Origin of the sequence: Thermus brockianus (assembly GCF_001880325.1) — a bacterium.
Taxonomy (GTDB): domain Bacteria; phylum Deinococcota; class Deinococci; order Deinococcales; family Thermaceae; genus Thermus; species Thermus brockianus.
This window is the reverse complement of record NZ_CP016312.1, coordinates 377,698-393,164: the sequence shown is the minus strand read 5'-3', so window position 1 is coordinate 393,164 and position 15,467 is coordinate 377,698. Positions and strand designations below refer to the sequence as shown.

At 67.1% G+C, this 15,467-nt stretch carries 11 protein-coding genes; 5 read left to right on the top strand and 6 right to left on the bottom strand.

Features of this window, described 5'->3' with window-relative positions; all coding sequences use genetic code 11:
- Window positions 1-6 precede the first annotated feature (6 nt).
- The 5 genes from A0O31_RS01990 to A0O31_RS01970 are packed head-to-tail and all read left to right on the top strand — an operon-like array spanning window position 7 to window position 3,575.
- Window positions 7-801 (top strand): DUF2249 domain-containing protein, encoded by a 795-nt coding sequence (locus tag A0O31_RS01990; RefSeq protein ID WP_071676452.1) that lies wholly within the window; start codon window positions 7-9, stop codon window positions 799-801.
- Window positions 801-1,238 carry a hypothetical protein gene (locus A0O31_RS01985; protein WP_071676451.1) on the top strand — a complete coding sequence of 146 codons (438 nt, stop codon included), beginning with the start codon at window positions 801-803 and terminating at the stop codon, window positions 1,236-1,238. Before A0O31_RS01990 ends, A0O31_RS01985 begins: the two co-directional genes overlap by 1 nt.
- Window positions 1,235-2,077, top strand: a complete 843-nt coding sequence (locus A0O31_RS01980; RefSeq protein ID WP_071676450.1) for a protoglobin domain-containing protein — start codon at window positions 1,235-1,237, stop codon at window positions 2,075-2,077. The genes A0O31_RS01985 and A0O31_RS01980 overlap by 4 nt, the downstream gene beginning before the upstream one ends.
- A gap of 50 nt (window positions 2,078-2,127) precedes the next feature.
- Window positions 2,128-3,279 (top strand): hypothetical protein, encoded by a 1,152-nt coding sequence (locus A0O31_RS01975; protein ID WP_071676449.1) that lies wholly within the window; start codon window positions 2,128-2,130, stop codon window positions 3,277-3,279.
- Complete coding sequence (locus A0O31_RS01970; protein WP_071676448.1) at window positions 3,276-3,575, top strand: metal-sulfur cluster assembly factor; 300 nt, start codon at window positions 3,276-3,278, stop codon at window positions 3,573-3,575. Before A0O31_RS01975 ends, A0O31_RS01970 begins: the two co-directional genes overlap by 4 nt.
- Here A0O31_RS01970 and A0O31_RS01965 read toward each other — a convergent pair.
- The 6 genes from A0O31_RS01965 to hemE are packed head-to-tail and all read right to left on the bottom strand — an operon-like array spanning window position 3,572 to window position 15,464.
- Window positions 3,572-7,249 carry a PAS domain S-box protein gene (locus A0O31_RS01965; protein WP_071676447.1) on the bottom strand — a complete coding sequence of 1,226 codons (3,678 nt, stop codon included), beginning with the start codon at window positions 7,247-7,249 and terminating at the stop codon, window positions 3,572-3,574. The two genes, A0O31_RS01970 and A0O31_RS01965, sit on opposite strands and share 4 nt — an antisense overlap.
- Window positions 7,246-9,825, bottom strand: coding sequence for a bifunctional diguanylate cyclase/phosphodiesterase (locus A0O31_RS13425; RefSeq protein WP_071676446.1), 2,580 nt, complete (start codon window positions 9,823-9,825; stop codon window positions 7,246-7,248). The genes A0O31_RS01965 and A0O31_RS13425 overlap by 4 nt, the downstream gene beginning before the upstream one ends.
- A gap of 48 nt (window positions 9,826-9,873) precedes the next feature.
- On the bottom strand, window positions 9,874-12,114 hold the full coding sequence (locus tag A0O31_RS01955; RefSeq protein WP_071676445.1) for a diguanylate cyclase: 2,241 nt from the start codon (window positions 12,112-12,114) through the stop codon (window positions 9,874-9,876).
- Between the two features lie 7 nt (window positions 12,115-12,121).
- Window positions 12,122-13,501 carry a protoporphyrinogen oxidase gene (gene hemG / locus A0O31_RS01950; protein WP_071676444.1) on the bottom strand — a complete coding sequence of 460 codons (1,380 nt, stop codon included), beginning with the start codon at window positions 13,499-13,501 and terminating at the stop codon, window positions 12,122-12,124.
- The gene (hemH, locus tag A0O31_RS01945) at window positions 13,489-14,442 is read right to left on the bottom strand and encodes a ferrochelatase (RefSeq protein WP_071676443.1); all 954 of its coding nucleotides are present in this window, start codon (window positions 14,440-14,442) and stop codon (window positions 13,489-13,491) included. The genes hemG and hemH overlap by 13 nt, the downstream gene beginning before the upstream one ends.
- Complete coding sequence (gene hemE, locus A0O31_RS01940; protein WP_071677893.1) at window positions 14,439-15,464, bottom strand: uroporphyrinogen decarboxylase; 1,026 nt, start codon at window positions 15,462-15,464, stop codon at window positions 14,439-14,441. The genes hemH and hemE overlap by 4 nt, the downstream gene beginning before the upstream one ends.
- Between the last annotated feature and the right edge of the window lie 3 nt (window positions 15,465-15,467).

Below are 15,467 nucleotides of genomic sequence, written 5' to 3'. Positions count from 1 at the left end.
GGCGGTATGGTCCGGCCGGAGATGAAGGTGGCGGAGGTCCTAAAGCGCTGGCCTGGGCTCCTGGAGGTCTTTTTGGAGGCTAGCCCTGCTTTCCAGAAGCTGAAGAACCCTCTCCTGCGCCGGACCATGTCCAACCTGGTCACCGTGGCCCAGGCAGCCAGGGTGGCCGGGCTCGCTCCTGAGGAGCTGGTGGCGCGGCTCAACCAGGCCTTGGGGGTGGCCTCGGAGGCCCCACCGCCTTCCTCCTTGGAGGAAAGCCTCCTTCTTACCCCGCCCCCTCCCTGGCTGGATGCCCCCGTGGGCTTTCACCTGGACGTGCGCCCCATCCTGGAAAGGGGTGGGGAACCGTTTGCCCACATCATGGCCGCCGCTAAGGAGGTGGGTCCCGGAAAGAGGCTCGTGCTGGAGGTTCTTTTTGAGCCCGTGCCCCTTTACCGGGTGTTGGGTAAGCAGGGCTTTGCCGCCTGGTGCGAAAAGCTAGGGGAGAACCACTTCCGCGCCCACTTCTACCGGGAAAGCGTGGGGGAGAGTCAGCAAGCCCCCCCGTTGCGCTCCCTCGCCGAGGAGGATTGGGAAGACTACCAGGCGGAGGTGGTCGTTGAGGAGAACCTCGAGCCTCCCCTGCCGATGGTGCGGGTTTTGGAGGCGCTGGCCTCCTTGAGGCCGGGGGAGAAGCTATTGGTCCACCACGTGCGCCGCCCCATCCATCTCCTCGCCCGTTTGGAGGAGGAAGGGCACGCCTACGCCCTAAAGGACCTGGGTCCGGGCCAGGTGAAGCTCCTCATCCGCAAGGGAGGGTAATGGGTTTTTGGCACTTCCTCTTCGTGCGGGCGGCTCTTTTGTACCTGGTGTACACCGCCCTCCTGGGAAGCCTCTTTTACCTTTTTCCTTCCCTGGTGGGCCCCTTTCGTCCAAGCCACGTGCACGCAGGCCTCGTGGGGTTTTTCTTGCAGATGGTCATGGGCGTGGCTTACTGGATGATGCCCAGGCCTGGCGGGCTTCGGCAGGAGGCCCTCGAGGCCCTGACCTTTTCCCTCCTCAACGCCGGGCTCCTCCTGCGGCTTGCCTTGGAGCCCCTCTACCTTATGGGCCACGAGGGGCTTCGCCCCTGGCTTGCCCTTGGGGGGGCCTTGCAGCTTCTCGCCACCTTGGTATTCGCCCACGCCATGGGCAAGCGGGTGGTGACGGCGGATATGCTGAGGAAAATGCGCGAGGAGCGGGAAAGGAGGAAGGCGTGAAGCCGGTAGAGGTGGGGGTGGAAACCCTTGCGCTAGAGCTACCCCCCTTGCCCGAGGAGGTTTTCCAGGACCTCTTGGCCTTTGGGGGGCTTACCGAGGAGGCCAAGCGGGGCATGCGCCTGGATACGGAGCGGCTTCTGGAGGGGGCTTCCCGCTTCGTGGCCGAGGTTTACGAGCACCTAAGCCGCCACCCCGGCACGGCCAGGGCCTTAGGCTGGGAAGGACGGGTGCCCGAGGGGGAGCTTTACCTTAGGCGGGCTTTTTTCGCCGCCTGGTTGGCGCGCACCCTGGGGGTGGACACTTCGGCGGAGTTCGCCCGGGAGGTCTACCGGGCCGGGCTTTGGCACGGGGGCCTGGGGCCCAAGGGGGCCTACATCCCCCCGGAGTACGTGGGCCTTTCCTTCGCCCAGGTGGGGCGGTACGTGGCGGAAAGGGTGGGGGACGTCCGCCCGTGGCTCGTCTACCTCTCCGCCCAAGAGGAGGTGATGCGCAAAGGCTTTGACGCCGCCCTGGCCCTACGGGAAGGAGGGGTTTCCGTCCGCTTCCAGGCCCTAGGCCTGGCCTACCCCGCCTTGCCCAAGCCCCTTTCCCTGCGGGCGGGTAGCGTGGAGGAGGCCTTGCGCAAGGTGTATACCGCCTTCCCCGCCCTAAGGGACGTTTCCCTAGAGCCCCTCTTTGCCGAGGAGGCGGTGGGGCTTTGGTTGGAGCCCAAAACCCTTTGGCGCCTCCGCCCCCGTTTCGCCGTCCTCTTAAACGGCCGGGACGTGCGCTACCTAAAGGGCCTGGCCACCCTCTTGGCCGAGGGAGATACCCTCACCCTGCTTCCCCCCGGGCGCTAGCCATGACCTAGGTTATGGCGAAGCCTGCGTGGGGCCCTGAGGATTAGGGCATGGTGGCGACCGCCCACACCCGGGTTATCCCCTTGGCTGTTCCCGCCGGGTTTATCTTCCTGGGGGAAGCCTTTCTCCTTTGGGGGGCTTGGCTTTGGGTCCTCCACCCGGAGGCGTTCCTCGTGCCCCGGCACCCCGTGGGTCTGGCGGGGGCCCACCTCTACCTCTTGGGCTTTGGGGTAGGGGTGCTCCTCGGGGCCATGCACCAGCTTTTGCCCGTAGTGCTGGAAGCCCCCCTCTACCGCCCCGGCCTCGGCTACCCGGTGATGGCCCTTTGGGCCTTGGGGGTAGCGCTCTTGGCCCTGGGCTTTGCCTGGCTGCCAGTCCTCGTCCCCCTGGGCGGGGGGTTGGCCCTTTGCGCCCTCCTCCTCTTTGCCTACCATGCCTACCGGACCTTCCGCCTCGCCCCCCGCTGGAACCGGGTGGCCACCGCCCTCGCCTGGGTGGTCTTCTACCTGGTCCTAACCCCCCTCTTGGGCTTGGTCCAGGCCCTTGCCCTCCGCTTCGGGTTCTACGACCCCGAGCGCTTGGCTTGGCACCTCCTCGCCGGGCTCGGCGGGGTTTTCCTCCTTTCCATCCTGGGGGTAGGGTACAAGCTCCTTTCCATGTTCACCCTCACCCACGGGGTGGACGAGGGGGTCTTGGGGCTTCTCCTCTGGGTGGCCAACCTGGGGCTTGGGGGGCTTACTTTGGGGGAGAGGCTTGGGTATGTTCTCCTCCTCCTCGCCTATGGCCTTGCTCTTTACGATACCTACCGGATCCTTCGCCACCGGGCAAAGCGGAACCTGGACATCGGGGTGCGGCACTACCTGGCGGGGCTTGGTTTCCTGGGCCTGGCCCTGATGGCCCTTCCCGCTAGGCCCCTCTGGGCCGTTTGGTGGTTCGCCCTGGGGTTTGTGGGGCTCGTGGTGAGCGGGATGCTCTACAAAATCCTTCCCTTTTTGGTCTGGACCCACCGCTACGCTCCCAGGGCGGGGAAGGAACGGGTACCTCTCCTCAAGGACATGCTCCCAGAGGGGCTTGGGTACCTGGCGGGGGGGCTTTGGGGGCTTGGGGCCTTGGCCTTTCCCCTCTTCCCCTGGGCGGGGTGGGCCCTGGCCCTTGGGGCGGCGGTGCACGCCTTCGCCCTTTGGGAGGTGATGCGGCGATGACGCTGGAAGAACAGGCATGGAACCTGCTCAAAGCGGTCTACGATCCCGAGCTGGGCCTGGATGTGGTCAATCTCGGGCTCATCTACGAGCTTAAGGTGGAGCCTCCCCGGGCCTTGGTGCGCATGACCCTCACTACCCCGGGTTGCCCCTTGCACGACAGCCTGGGGGAAGCGGTGCGGCGGGCCTTGTCCTTCCTGCCCGGGGTGGAAGAGGTGGCGGTGGAGCTCACCTTTGACCCCCCCTGGACCCCGGCCAGGCTTTCCCCCGAGGCCCGGCGGCTTTTGGGCTGGGACTAGGGGGTGGACTCGGGGCCTTCCTCCGCCATGAGCCGGAGGAAGGCTGCCACCACTTCGGGGTCAAACTGCTTGCCCGCTTGTTCCTGCAGGTAGGCCAAGGCCTTTTCCCGGGGCCAAGCCTTGCGGTACGGCCGGTCGGAGGTTAAGGCGTCGTACACGTCTACCACGGCGAAGATGCGGGCGGAAAGGGGAATCTCCGAGCCCTTTAGCCCCCGGGGATACCCGGAGCCGTCCCAGCGCTCGTGGTGGGCGTAGGGGATCTCCAGGGCCTTCTTGAGGAAGGGGATGCCGGAAAGCCACTCGTAGGCGTAGACCGGGTGTTTCCGCATCTCCTGCCACTCCTCCTCCGTGAGGGGGCCTGGTTTCAGGAGGATGGCGTCGGGGATGGCGATCTTGCCCACATCGTGCAGGATGGCACCCCGCCTCAGGTCGTCCAGGTCCTCCTCGGGCACCCCTAGGGCGCGGGCGAGGCGTAGGGTGAGTTCCGTGACCCGTTCCGTGTGGCCGGCGGTTTCCTGGTCGCGCAGTTCCACCGCTTTAGCCCAGCCCCAGAGGGTGAGGTCGTAGGCGGCTTCCAGCTCCCGCTGGCTTCTTTGGAGCTCTTGAAAGGTGAGGGCGTTGTCCAGCGCCACAGCCCCTTGGCCCACCAAAGCCTCCAAGAACTCTTCTTGCTCTGGAGAGAGGTCCCAGGGTTTGCGGGTGAAGACGGCCAGCGCCCCCAGAAGCCTACCCTTGGCAAAAAGGGGATAGACCCGCTCGGATACAAACCCCTCTTTAAGGGTAAGGTCGGGAAGGGCCCCGGGGTCTAGGGCTAGGTCGCCCACGTGCACCGGCTGGCCCCGCAAGGCGGCCCGCCCCACGTGGCCCTGGCCCAAAAGGGTGGTTTTGGACCAGAGCCGTTTGGGGGTAAGGAAGCCCCGAAGCTCTACGAGTTCCAGCGTCCGTTCCCGGGGGCGATACAGGAAGAAGGCGGCGGCATCCAGGGGGAGGCGCATCACCTGGTTCAAAAAGACCTGCAGGGTGGGGGTGAGGTCCAAGGAGGCGGCGATGGCCTGGTCAATGGCCCGGAGGGCCTCCAGATGCTCTACCCTTTGGGCCAGTTTTCTACGCAGGCTGGCGCGCCGCACGGCGTTGCCCATGGCCTCGGCCATAAGCTGGGCTCGCTCCACCTCCGCCGGGGTGGGGGTGCGGGGGTGGGGCCAGGCCAGGGTTAGGGCGCCCACGGGTTCCGTCCCTGCCAGGATGGGTACCACCACCCCGCTAAAGCCCTCCGGTACCAAGGGCCTGGCTTCTGGCCGCACCCGAGGATCGTTTTTCAGGTCCTGGCTCACCACCACTTCCCCCTGGAAGGCCCGGGCCACCATGCCCTCCCTCGCAAGGGTGGGCGGCGTGGGGATGGCGCTCAGCCACCCCCGGCTTGCCGCCTCCTCCAGGCGGCCCGTGTCCTGGTCGTAGAGGAGAATGCTCCCCACGGGGGCTTCCAGGGTGGCCAAGGCGGCGTCCAGAGCGCTTTCCATCATCTCCTTGAGGTTTTCGCTTTTGCGCAGGGCGAGGCTTACCCGGGCGAAGGCCTCCAGGGCCAGCTCCTTCTCCTTAGCCTCGGTGATGTCCAAGCCCACGCCCAGAATGGCGGGCCTGCCCCCGATTTCCACCCGGGCGGCGGAGTAGTCTAGCCAGCGCACCTCTCCCCCTCGGGTCAGGATGCGGAAGGCGTAGCGTCCCGGGGGCGTTTCCCCCCTTAGGCGGGCCAGGCCCCGCTTTTGCACCATCTCCCGGTCGGCGGGGTGGACGAACTCCCAGATGGGCCGGGCGGCCAATTCCTCCTGGGAATAGCCGGTGATTTCCGTGGCCATCGGGTTGGCGAAGGCGAGGCGGGCGCTTCCCGGGTCCTCGGGGTTTTCCAGTTGCCAGAGGAGGATGAGGGCGGGGGCGGTCTCGGCTAGGGTGCGGAAAAGGGCCTCGGACTCGCGCAGGGCTTGCTCCTTGGCCTTCTCTTCGGTGACGTCCCGCTTGAAGGCGATGAAGTGGGCCACCTGGCCTTCCTCCAGGACCGGAGTGATGGTCATGTGCTCGGTGTAGAGGGTCCCGTCCTTACGGCGGTTGATGAGTTCCCCCTCCCACACCTGGCCCGCTAGGATGGTGGCCCACAGGTGTTGGTAGAACTCCCGGGGATGGCGGCCCGACTTGAGGATGCGGGGGTTCTGGCCCAGGGCCTCCTCGGGGGTGTAGCCGGTGAGGCGGGTGAAGGCGGGGTTGACCCAGGTGATGCGCCCGTCCTTATCCGTGAGGACCACGGCCTCGTGGGCGGCCTCGAGGGCCTTCTGCAAAAGCCTTTGGGTGGCTTCGGCCTTCAGCTTTTCCGTGACGTCCACGGCCACCACCAGGACCGCCGGGCGGCCAGCGTACTCCAGGGTGTGGGAGTGGATTTCCACCTGGATCTCCCGCCCGTCCTTCAGGCGGTGGGTCCAGGGACCGGAAACCTGGTAGGGTTCCCGAGGGCGCTTGAGGTCTTCTAGGAGCCGGGGGCGCTCTCCTTCTGGACGGATGTGCAGGATGGTCATGGAGAGAAACTCCTCCCGGGCGTAGCCGTACTTCCGCACCGCCGCCTCGTTCACCTCCAGGAAACGGTAGGTTTCCCGGTCGTATACCCACATGGGCAGGGGGTGGGCCTGGAAGAGGAGGCGGAAGCGCTCCTCCTGGGCCACCTCCTGGCTCACGTCGTAGGTGTAGCCCGTGAGGAGGCGGGTTGCCCGGTCAAAGACCAGGGTATCCCGGAGCCAGACCCAGGCTTGTTGCCCCCCGTGCCAGAAGCGGTAGGTGCAGACCTGCACCACCCCGGGTTCGGCCACCGCTCGGCGCACGGTGTCCATCAGGGGGGTTCGGTCCTCGGGGTGGACCTGGGTGAAGTAGAAGGCGGGGTCTTCCAAAAGCCTCTGGGCGGGGTAGCCCAGGAGGGTTTCCGCCTGGCGAGGGGCGGCGTAGAGCAGGGGGGCGTAGGCGGGGTCTTGGCCTTCGGCCACCCGGGCCTGGTACACCTCCCCCGGAAGAGCTTCCAAGATGCCTTTGAGCCTGGCCCGCTCCTCCTCCAGCTCGGTCTCGTCCTGGATGTTGAGGACGATACCTTCAATAGCGGGGTCTCCCAAGAGGTTTTTCCCCCAGACCTGCACCGTCCGCACCCTGCCCCAGCCGTCCAGGATACGGAACCGGTACTCCCGCACCTCCCCTGGGTGGCGGAGGAGGTCTTCCAAGGCCGCCTCGGCATAGGGGCGGTCCTCCGGGTGGACGAAGTCTAGGACGAAGAGGTCCTGGCGGGTGTAGCCCAGGGGGTCATAGTTCAGTACCTGTTCCACGTTGGGGGAGGCGTAGCGGATGTACCCCTTGGCATCCAGGAGGTAGATGAGCTCGCGGCTATGCTCCACCATGGCGCGGAAGCGGCGCTCCCAGGCCTCCAAGGACCGGACACTCCTCCGCCACAGGTTCTCCAGGCCTCGGGTCAGGAGGAGGATGAGCCCGCCAGAGAGGAAGACAAAGACCACGCCCTTGGCGCTTTGCCAAAGGGTAAGGGTTTCTGGGGAAGGGTTGAGGGCAAGGAGGAGCCGGTCGCTTCCCAAAACCCAGGCCAAGGAGAGGAAGATATAGGCGAAAGTGATTTTCCAAGGCTCGCTAAGCCTCACTCTTCCTCTGAGTATAAGGGCGTGGGCTTTCCCAGGAGATACCCCTGACCTAAGCGAAAGCCCAGGGCCTTCAGGTAGGCCAGCACGTGCTCGTCCTCCACGCCTTCGGCCACGGCTTGGAGCCCCAAGGTCTTGGCCAACGCCAAGACGGCGGCCACCACCCGGGCGGCGGGGCTTTGGGGATCAGGGGGACTTCCCAGGGCCTGGGTGAAGGCCTGGCCCAGCTTGAGCCCGTCCACGGGGAGCTGGGCCAGGCGCTCCAGGCTGGAGTGGCCGCTTCCGAAGTCGTCCAAAAAGACCCTTACCCCAAGCCGCCTTAGGATCTGCAGGCTCCCCGTGGCCTCCCGGCCCCGTTCGTCGGGGATTAGGGTGGACTCCGTGACCTCCAGGACCAGATTCTCCGGGGCGCAACCCGTTTCCTCTAGGATCTGGGCCACGTGGGCGGGGTAATGGGGGTCCAAAAGCTCATGGGGGCTCACGTTCACGTGAACGGGCAGGCCATGGCGGGGTTGCTCCTGGCAGGCCCGCCGCAGGACGAACTGGCCCAAAGAGGCCATGAGCCGGTGGCGCTCCGCTAGGGGAATGAACTCCCCGGGCGAGGCGAGGCGCCAGCGCAGAAGGGCCTCCAGGGCCACGGGTTTACCTGTCTTCAGGTCCACGATGGGCTGGTAGGCGAGCCAAAGGCCCTTTTCCCGCTCCAGGTCATGCCTCAGGGCTTCCAAAAGGTGCATCTCCCGCCGCAGGGCTTCCTGGAGGTGGGACTCAAAAAAGGCCAGGCGGTCCTTTCCTTCCCCCTTGGCCCGGTAAAGGGCCAGGTCCGCCCGTTGCAAAAGCTCCCCGGGGCCGAGGCCCCTTTCCCCCAGGGCCAGGCCAATGGAGGTGGTGAGGTGGTAGACCCGCTCCCGCAAGGGAATGGGCAGGCGCACCACCTCTAAAAGCCTTTCCGCCACGGCCACCGCCTCCTCGGGGTTTTTCAGGTGGGTTAGGAGGACCAGAAACTCGTCCCCTCCTTGCCGGGCCACCAGGTCCCGGGGGCGCAAGGTGGCCCGTAAGCGGGCGGCCACCACCCGGAGGGCTTCATCCCCGGCGGCGTGGCCGTCCAGGTCGTTCACCAGCTTGAGCCCGTCCAGGTCCAGGTAGAGGAGGGCCAAGGACTCGGGTTCTTCCTGTAGGGCTTGGGCCAGCTTTTCCAGGAAGAACAGGCGGTTGGGAAGGCCCGTGAGGGGGTCGTGGTAGGCCAGGTGCTGGAGCGCCCCTTCCAGCTCCAGCCGCCGCAGGAGAAGCCCAAGCTGGCTAGCGAAGGCCTGGGCGAGCTCCAGGTCCAGGGGGGTAAAGGCGTCGGCGCTTTCAAAGTTGTCCAGATACAAGAAAGCCTTGCGCTCCCCGGCCAAGAAGACGGGTACGGAGAGGATGGCCTTGATGTCCCGCACCCGGCCCGCTTCCTCCATGACCCGGCGCCTTTGGGGGTCCAGGCGGGCGTTGAAGCGCATGAGGTCCTGCCAGGTGAAGACCTGGGCTTCCCGGTGGCCCGTGAGGGAGAGGGGTTCTTCGGGACGGAGGCAGACCTGGCGGAGGGCCTCGAGGTCGTAGCCCTGGGCGGCCACGAAGTGGTAACAGCCGTCTTCCATGAGCACGGTGACGCTACCCGCCTGGGCGCTGGGGATGGTGTCCAAGGCGGCGTCCAGGATGAGGCCGAAGATGGAGTCGGAAAGGCTCTCGGCCATGAGGGTTTCGTAAACGCGGAGCAGGTTCCGCCGGAAGGCGTTCCAGCGGGCTTCCCGCGCCTGGGCCTCCTCCCTTTCCGTCACGTCCACCCCTAGGGCCAGCACCTCCAGCGCCTCCTTGCCCGGCCCCGGTACCCCAAGGAGGGTCCACTCCACCACCCGCTCCTTTCGGGAAAGGTGGGTAAAGGGGCGGCCAGGTTGGGCCAAGGCTTCGCTTAAGGGCAGGGAAAGCCCTTGGGGAAAAGCGCCCTTTAAGGCGGGGTTGGCGTACAGCAACCTCCCCTCTGGGGAGAACCGGGCCAGGTAAAAGGGGGATAGCTCCACCAAGAGCTGGAGCCAACGGGTGCGCTCCCAAAGCTCCAGGGTCTGGGCCAAAACCCCGGCTAGGGCCCGAAGGGTAGCCTCCTCTTCTCGGGTGAAGGCCCTTTCCCGGGCGCAGTCGTCCACCCCTAAAAACCCCCAAAGCCTTCCCTCCACAAAGATGGGCACCACCAGGAGGCTTTGGATGGCCTGGGCCTCGAGGAGGGGCCTTTCCTTCTCGGGGAAGGTGGCCACGGGGCCGCCCACGCTTCGGTCAGCCAAAAAGCGCGCTAGCCAGCGCCCGTAGCCGGACTCCACCATGGGCAGGTTTTGCAAAGCGGGGTTCTGGATCTGGGGTTCTACGTCTTCTTTGGCCCACTCCGCTAGCTGGCTGGCGTACCAGATCCCTTGCCGCTCCTCCAAGCGGAAGAGGTAGGCCCGGTGGGCCTTAAGGAGCTGGGCCACGTTCTTTAGGCTTTCGGGAAGCCCTGGCAACCCCTTCCGAAGGAGGGGGAGGAGAAGTTGGGTTAGGCTTCCCCCAAGAAGGCGCATGCTCGGACCGAGCCCATTTTACGCCTTTGGGGAGCTTTTGCAACGGCTTCAGGCCACCACCGCCTGGCCCAGGGCCTTGGCCTGGTACATGCGGGTGTCGGCGGCGCTTAAGAGTTCATCGGGCGTGGTGCCGTCCTCGGGGTAGGTGGCCACCCCGATGTTCACCCCCAGGCAGATCTCGCCAAAGCAAAGTCTTTCTATGGCCTGGGCGTAGCGGTAGGCGGCGGCGATGGCCCCCTTCTTGGGGGTGTGGGGGAAGAGGACGGCAAACTCGTCCCCGCCCCAGCGGAAGATGCGGTCGCCGTTGCGGCGTTCCCGCTGCAGGACCTCCGCCACCTTCATGAGGGCGAGGTCCCCCGTGGCGTGGCCCAGGCGGTCGTTCACGGGTTTGAAACCCTTGAGGTCCAAGATGGCCAGGGATAGGGGGTAGCCGTAGCGCTCTGCCCGCTTGAGCTCCTCCAGGAAGTAGCGGTCAAAGGCCCGGCGGTTGAGGAGGCCCGTGAGGGGGTCGGTGAGGGCGGCTTCTTCCAGGAGGCGCCGGGTCCGGTGCTCGTGGAGGAGGGTGGCCAGGGGGGCGGCGAAGAAGCGCGCCACCTGGAGGGAGTCCTCCCCGAAGGCCCGGGGGTCGTGGTGGTTGTCCAGGTTCAGGTAGGCAAGCACCTCGCCCTTGTAGGGCACGGGGAGGCAGAGGTTGGCCTGGATCTCCTTGGCCCGGCCGGTGGTGTCAATAACCTCCGGGGGAGCGGTCTGGTGGCTGATCTCGGGGATGGGGCGGTCCTCCACGCTCATGATCCGGGGCTCTCCCCGGCGGGCCTCTTCCTCCCCCCGGCCGTACCAAAAGAGCATGCCCTCAGGGCTGAAGCGCACCGCCTTGAGCCCCTCCAGGTCGTAGCCCACCACCGCCTGGAAGCGGTATTCCCCGCCTTCCAGCACCAAAAGGCTCCCCGCTTCCGAGCCCGGGACCTGGCGGATGGCCTCTTCCAGAATGGCTTGGTAAAGCTCTTCCAGGGGCCTTTCCACTAGTTCCAGGAAAAGCTGGTTCACCGCCTGGTGCCGGCGCTTTTCCGTAAGGCCTTCCAAGCCAAGGCCCACGGCCCGGCAGGCGGAGAGGAGAAGCTCCTCTTCCGCCTTGCGCCAAAGCCTTTCCTCCCTCTGCCCCACCACCAAGACCCGCCGGGCCCGGGGGCTTCCCGGGGAGGGGATGGGCAAGGCGGCGAAGGTGCGCCAACCCAGGTTTCTGAGGGCGGGAACGGTCCGGCTTTCCTCGGCGTAGCGGGCGGTGAAGAAGGGGCTATGGGATTCGTAGACCTGCCAAGCGAGGCCCACCCCATAGGGGAGGCCTTCGGCAATCACCTGGAGGAGGCTAGGTTCCTTCACCCCTTGGTAGGCCAGGGCGACCAGGCGGCTTCCCCTAGCTTCCCACAGGGTCCCGCTTTCCAACCTGAGGACCTCCAGGAGGAGGCCTAGCGCCTTTTGGGCCGCCTCCTCGGGGGTGGCGGCGCTTTGCATCCTCTGGGCGAGTTCGGCGAGGAGCCTCCGCTCCTCCATGTCCGCCAGGCGGGAAAGCTGGAGGCTCACCGCCTGGGCGAAGCGGGTAAGGCCTTCCACCTCCTCCCCGCTGAAGGGGCGGTTGCGTTCCACGTTGAGGACCGCCACCACCTCCCCCCGTTCCAGGAGGGGAAGGGCCAGCTCGGCCAGGGCCTGGTGGCCGGGTGCGCTGATGTAGGCGGGTTCTTGGCGCACGTCGGGCACGTGGATGGGCTTCCCTTCCCTGAAGGCCCGTCCCACCACCCCGGTAGCGGGGATGGTGTCCAGGGCGAGGGGGGGCTCGCTGGCTAGGAGGCGGAAGCCCTCCCGCACCGGGACCCAGACCCCGATGTGCCCCCCTTCCCCTAGGGCGGCGAGCCTTTCGGGGAAGGTGCGCAAGAGGGTTTCCCGGTCCTCGGCCTGGGGGAGGGCCTCGAGGGCCTCGGCCAAAAGCCTTTGCACCCGGGCCAGGTGCTTGGCCTGGCGGTGGGCCAGGCGGAGGCTTTCGCCCACCTGGTGGGCGAGGAGGGCGGAGAGAAGAAGAAGGGCCGCCGCCACCAGCTCAAAGCCGGGAAAGAGAAGGAGGAGAAGGGTGGAGAGGAAGGCCGCCCCCAGGCCCACCCCAAGCCCCCGGGCGCTGGCCAGGGTGGCGGTGAAGATCATGAACCAGGGAAGGACATAGGGGTCGCTATACCCCAAGACCCCGGCCAAGAGCCCAAGGAGAAGTGCCCCCAGGGCGATGGCGGGATAGGGGAGACGCATGTTGGGATTATCCTAACCGGGGGGTTTCCTTTTCGCCAGGGGGGGTCAGGGAGAGGTGGGCGAGGGCCCTGGCGGCCGCTTTTTCCCCCGAGCGCACCACCTCGGGAAGGCCCACCCCCGAAAGGTAGTTCCCGGCCAGGAAGAGCCCCGGGGCCTGGAGAAGGACCATCTCCAGGCGGGCTATCCGCTCCTGGTGCCCCACGCGGTAGGCGGGCATGCCCTCGGGGAAGCGGAAGACGAAGGTGCGCTCCGGGCGCACCTCCCGGCCCAGGTACCGGCGAAGCTCCGCCAGGGCGAGGCGGGCGAGCTCCCCTTCGGAAAGCCTCGCCGCCTCCCCGGAGAAGTAGGCCCGCACCAGGCTCCACCCCTCGGGGGCCCTTCCCGGCCACTTGCGGTGGGTCCAGGTGAAGCCCCGGGCCTGGTAGCCTTCCCCTTTGGCGATGAGGAGGCCGTGCCCGCTTACGGGGAGTTCCTCCTTAAAGGCCAGGCTCACCGTGGCCGCCGGGGTGTGGGGAATGCCCTTGAGGAGGGCCGTGGCCCCGGGGAGGAAGGGCCTTAGGAGGTTGGCGGCCGTGGGGGCTGGGGTGGCGAGGATCACCGCCTCGGCCTCGAGGGCCCCCCTTGGGGTGTGGAGGCGGAAGCGGTTGCCTAAAGGCTCTAGGAGGAGGACTGGGGTGGCGAGGAGGACGTGGTCCGCCACCCTTTCCGCCATCCTCCGGGTGAGGGCGGAAAGGCCCTCGGCGAAGGAGAAGAAGAGGCTTCCCCCTTCGCGGCTTCCCCGCCCTTTCCGGGAGCGCATGGCCCCGAGGAGGAGGCTCCGGTGTTTCCGCTCTAGCTCCAAGAGGGCGGGGAAGGCGGCCCGCATGGAGAGCTCCTCGGGCTCGCCCCCGTAAATCCCCCCGGCCAAGGGGGCCACCAGGGCCTGGAAGACCTCCGGGCCGAGCCGCCTTTCCACGAAGGCCTTTAGGCTTTCGTCCTCCCCGCCCCCTCGAGGGAGAAAGAGGTCGTAGAGGGCGCGAAGCTTCCCGGAAAGGGAGAGGAGGGGCGTCTTGGCCAGGGCCTTCAGGTCCCCCGGCACCACCTGCAATAGCCCCTCGGGGAGGGGATGGGGTTTTCCCTTGCGCAGGATGTAGGCGGAGGGCTTGGCGGGGAGGGTGCCCATGGGTTCCAGGCCCAGGGCCTCGGCCAAGGCCAGGACCTCCCGCTTGTAGCGCACGCTGGCGTCGGGCCCCCCTTCCACCAAAAACCCTTCCCCCCGGTGGGTGAAGACCTTGCCCCCAAGCCGGGGACTGGCCTCCAGGAGGAGGAAGTCGGCCCCTGCTTCCTTCAGGGCGAGGGCGGCGGCGAGCCCGGCCCAGCCCCCACCCACGATGGCTACCTGAGCCACGCCGCCTCCACCAGGTCCTTAAGGACCTGGATGTAGTCTAGATCGGCGTTGAGGCTTCGGGCCCGGAGGAGCCTGAGGCCCACCGCTTCTGCCGTGGCCTGGGCCTCGAGGTCCAGGTCGTAAAAGACCTCCAGGTGGTCGGCGGGGAAGCCCACCGCCTGCACCACCACCTCGGTGTAGCCCTCTTCCCTGAGTTGCCGCAAAAGCTCGTTGATGTCCGGCCCAAGCCAGGGCTCGGGGGTACGCCCCGCCGACTGGTAGGCCACCTGGAAGCGGGGCAGGGAGAGCCTTTTGGCTACAAGTTCCGCCGTCTTCTCCACCTGGCGCGGGTAAGGGTCCCCCCGCTCCACCGCCGCCACGGGGATGGAGTGGGCGGTGAAGACGTAGGCCGCCCGCTTGGGGTCCTTAAGCCGCCAGATGGCCTCCTCCAGCCGCCTGGCGTAGGCGGCGATGAGGCCGGGGTGGGCCTCGTAGCTTTCCACCCAGACGAAGTGGATGGGCTCGGGAAGGGCTTTCAGGGCCGCCTCCACCTTCTCCTTGTACTCCGCCACGCTCCTTAGGGAGTAGTGGGGAGCCGCCACGATGGCCACCGCCCGGCGCACCCCGTCCTCGTGCATGGCGGCCACCGCCTCGCCGATGGTGGGGTGCCAGTGCTTGGTGCCCACGTAGACCCGGGCCGGCCCCTGGGGGGCGCGGGGCGGGAAGGGGCCCAGGAGGCGCTTGGGAAGGGGAGGGGCCTCGAGGTTCAAAAGGGCCTGGAGCCTCAGGGCCTGGACCAGGGTGATCTCGTTCAGGGGGCTTTTGCCGATTTGCTCGTAGCGCTCGGCGAGTTCCTTCAGGAGTTCCTCGGAAGGCCTTTTGCCCCGGCGGATATCCGTGTAGTAGGGCTCAATCTCCTCGGGGGCGTAGGGGGTGCCGTAGGCCATCAGGAGTACGTTCACGCCGCCACCTCCTTCACGAGTTCTACCACGTAGCGCACGTTCTCCTCTGGGGTCTTGGGCAGGATGCCGTGGCCCAGGTTGAAGATGTGCCCGGGCCGCCCGGCGTTCTCCTCCAGGATGCGGAGGACCTCGCGCTTCAGGACCTCCTTGGGGGCGAAGAGGAGGGCCGGGTCCAGGTTGCCCTGCACGGGCGTTTCCCCCAGGACCTCCCGGGCCCAGGGGAGGGGGGTATGGTGGTCCAGGCCCAGGACATCCCCTCCCGCCTCCCGCATCTCCGCCAGGAGCCCCATGGTCCCCACCCCGAAGTGGATGGCCGGCACCCCCAGGGGCCTTAGGGCTTGGAAGAGCCTGGCCATGTGGGGCTTCACGTAGCGGCGGTAGTCGGCCGGGCTCAAGGCCCCCACCCAGGAGTCAAAGACCTGGAGGAGGTCTGCTCCCGCCTCCGCCTGGGCCCTCAGGTAGCGGGCCATGGCCTCGGTGAGCTTCTCCATGAGGCGGTGCCAAAGCGCCTCGTCCCCGTACATGAAGGCCTTCACCTGGAGGAAGTGGCGGCTTGGCCCCCCCTCCACGAGGTAGCTCGCCAGGGTAAAGGGCCCTCCGGCAAAGCCGATGAGGGGCACCTTAAGGGCCCGCTTTAGGATGCGGATGGTTTCCAGGACATAGGGCACGGCGCTTTCGGGCTCTAGGGGCAGGAGCGCCTCCACCCCCCTCGCATCCCGGATGGGGCGGTGGATCACCGGGCCCTTGCCCTCCACCAGGTCCAGGTCCACCCCCATGCCGTAAAGGGGGGTGGTGATGTCGGCGAAGAGGATGGCGGCGTCCACCCCAAGCTCCTCCACCGGGCTTAGGGTCACCTGGGCGGCGAGTTCGGGCTGGCGCACGATTTCCGGCAGGGTGTAGCGCTCCCGGAGCGCCCGGTAGGACCTTTGGTAGCGGCCCGCCTGGCGCATGAACCAGACGGGGGGCCTGGGGGTGGCCTGCCCCCGGGCCGCCTTGAGGACGAGGTCGTTCACGCCCCCCATGCT